The sequence below is a fragment of the Streptomyces sp. MMG1533 genome (genome assembly GCF_001279775.1).
In the GTDB taxonomy this organism is placed as follows: domain Bacteria; phylum Actinomycetota; class Actinomycetes; order Streptomycetales; family Streptomycetaceae; genus Streptomyces.
In genome coordinates this window covers 1-1972 of sequence record NZ_LGDG01000105.1, presented here as the reverse complement: position 1 = coordinate 1972, position 1972 = coordinate 1, and the positions used below count along the sequence as shown (strand labels likewise).

The 1972-nt window shown below is 69.1% G+C and carries 1 protein-coding gene; it reads right to left on the bottom strand.

Annotated elements, in window-relative coordinates; all coding sequences use genetic code 11:
* Positions 1–1972, bottom strand: a 1972-nt coding sequence (gene tkt, locus ADK57_RS12665) for a transketolase (protein ID WP_063785947.1), incomplete at both ends; no start/stop codon positions are given.

The following is a 1972-nucleotide window of genomic DNA, read 5'->3' as shown; positions in this document are numbered from 1 at the left end:
CGGGCCTTGGCGGCCACGTTCTCGGCGGTGAAGCCGAACTCGCGGAAGAGCACCTTGCCGTCGGCCGAAGCACCGAAGTGCTCCAGGGAAACGATGCGACCGGCGTCGCCCACGTACTTGTGCCAGGTCAGCCCGATACCGGCCTCGACCGCGACACGCGCCTTGACCGCCGGCGGCAGGACGCTGTCCCGGTACCCCTGGTCCTGCTCCTCGAACCACTCCACGGACGGCATGGACACCACCCGCGTCGCCACCCCGCCGGCCTCGAGCTGCTCACGCGCCTCCACGGCCACGTGCACCTCCGAACCCGTCGCGATCAAGACCACCTCGGGCGTCCCCGAGGACGCCTCGAACAACACGTAACCGCCCTTGGCCGCGTCCTCGTTGGGCTCGTACGTCGGCACGCCCTGACGGGTCAGCGCCAGACCGTGCGGGGCGCCCTTGCCGAACACCTTCGTGTAACGGCGCAGGATCTCCCGCCAGGCGATCGCCGTCTCGTTCGCGTCCGCCGGGCGGACCACGTTCAGGCCCGGAATCGCCCGCAGCGACGCCAGATGCTCGATCGGCTGGTGCGTGGGCCCGTCCTCACCCAGACCGATCGAGTCGTGCGTCCACACATACGTCACCGGCAGATGCATCAACGCCGACAACCGCACCGCGTTGCGCATGTAGTCCGAGAAGACCAGGAACGTGCCGCCGTAGATACGGGTGTTGCCGTGCAGCGCGATGCCGTTCATCTCCGCGGCCATCGAATGCTCACGGATACCGAANNNCGTCTTGTCGATCGTCGTGTTGTTCGAACCGGCCAGGTCGGCCGAACCGCCCCACAGCTCCGGGATCACCGCGCCGAGCGCCTGCAGCACCTTGCCGGACGCCGCACGGGTGGCGATGCCCTTGCCGTGCTCGAAGACCGGGATCTTCTCCTCCCAGCCGGCGGGCAGCTCACCCGCCGCGATGCGGTCGAACTCGGCGGCGCGCTCCGCGTTGCTGTTGCGCCACTCCTGGAAGGACTTCTCCCACTCGGCCCTGGCCTGACGGCCCCGCTCACCCAGCGCCCGGGTGTGGCTCAGGACCTCGTCGGCGACCTCGAAGGACTTCTCCGGGTCGAAGCCCAGCACCCGCTTGGTCGCCGCGACCTCGTCATCACCCAAAGCCGAGCCGTGCGCGGCCTCGGTGTTCTGCGCGTTCGGCGCCGGCCAGGCGATGATCGAGCGCATCGCGATGAACGACGGCCTGTCCGTCACCTGCCTGGCGGCCTCGACGGCGTTGTAGATGGCATGCGGGTCCAGATCGCCGTCCGGCTTCGGGGCCACCCGCTGCACATGCCAGCCGTACGCCTCATACCGCTGGGCGGTGTCCTCGGAAACCGCCGTCTCCGTGTCGCCCTCGATCGAGATGTGGTTGTCGTCCCACAACAGGATGAGGTTGCCCAGCTTCTGGTGGCCGGCCAGCGAGGACGCCTCCGCGGAAATGCCCTCCTGCAGACACCCGTCACCGGCGATCGCGAAGACGAAGTGGTCGAAGGGAGACTCGCCCTGCGGCGCGTCCGGGTCGAACAGACCGCGCTCGTAGCGGGCGGCCATCGCCATGCCCACCGCGTTGGCGACACCCTGCCCCAGCGGGCCGGTCGTGGTCTCCACACCCGTGGTGTGGCCGTACTCGGGGTGACCGGGGGTCTTGGAACCCCACGTCCTGAACGCCTTCAAATCGTCCAGCTCCAGACCGAAACCGGCCAGGTACAGCTGGGTGTAGAGGGTCAGGGACGAGTGGCCCGCGGACAGCACGAAGCGGTCGCGGCCGACCCAGTCCGGGTCCGCCGGGTCATGCCGCATCACCTTCTGGAAGAGGGTGTACGCGGCAGGCGCCAGGCTCATCGCCGTACCGGGATGGCCGTTGCCGACCCTCTGTACGGCATCGGCGGCCAGGACGCGGGCGGTGTCGACGGCCCGCTGGTCCAACTCGGTCCACTCGA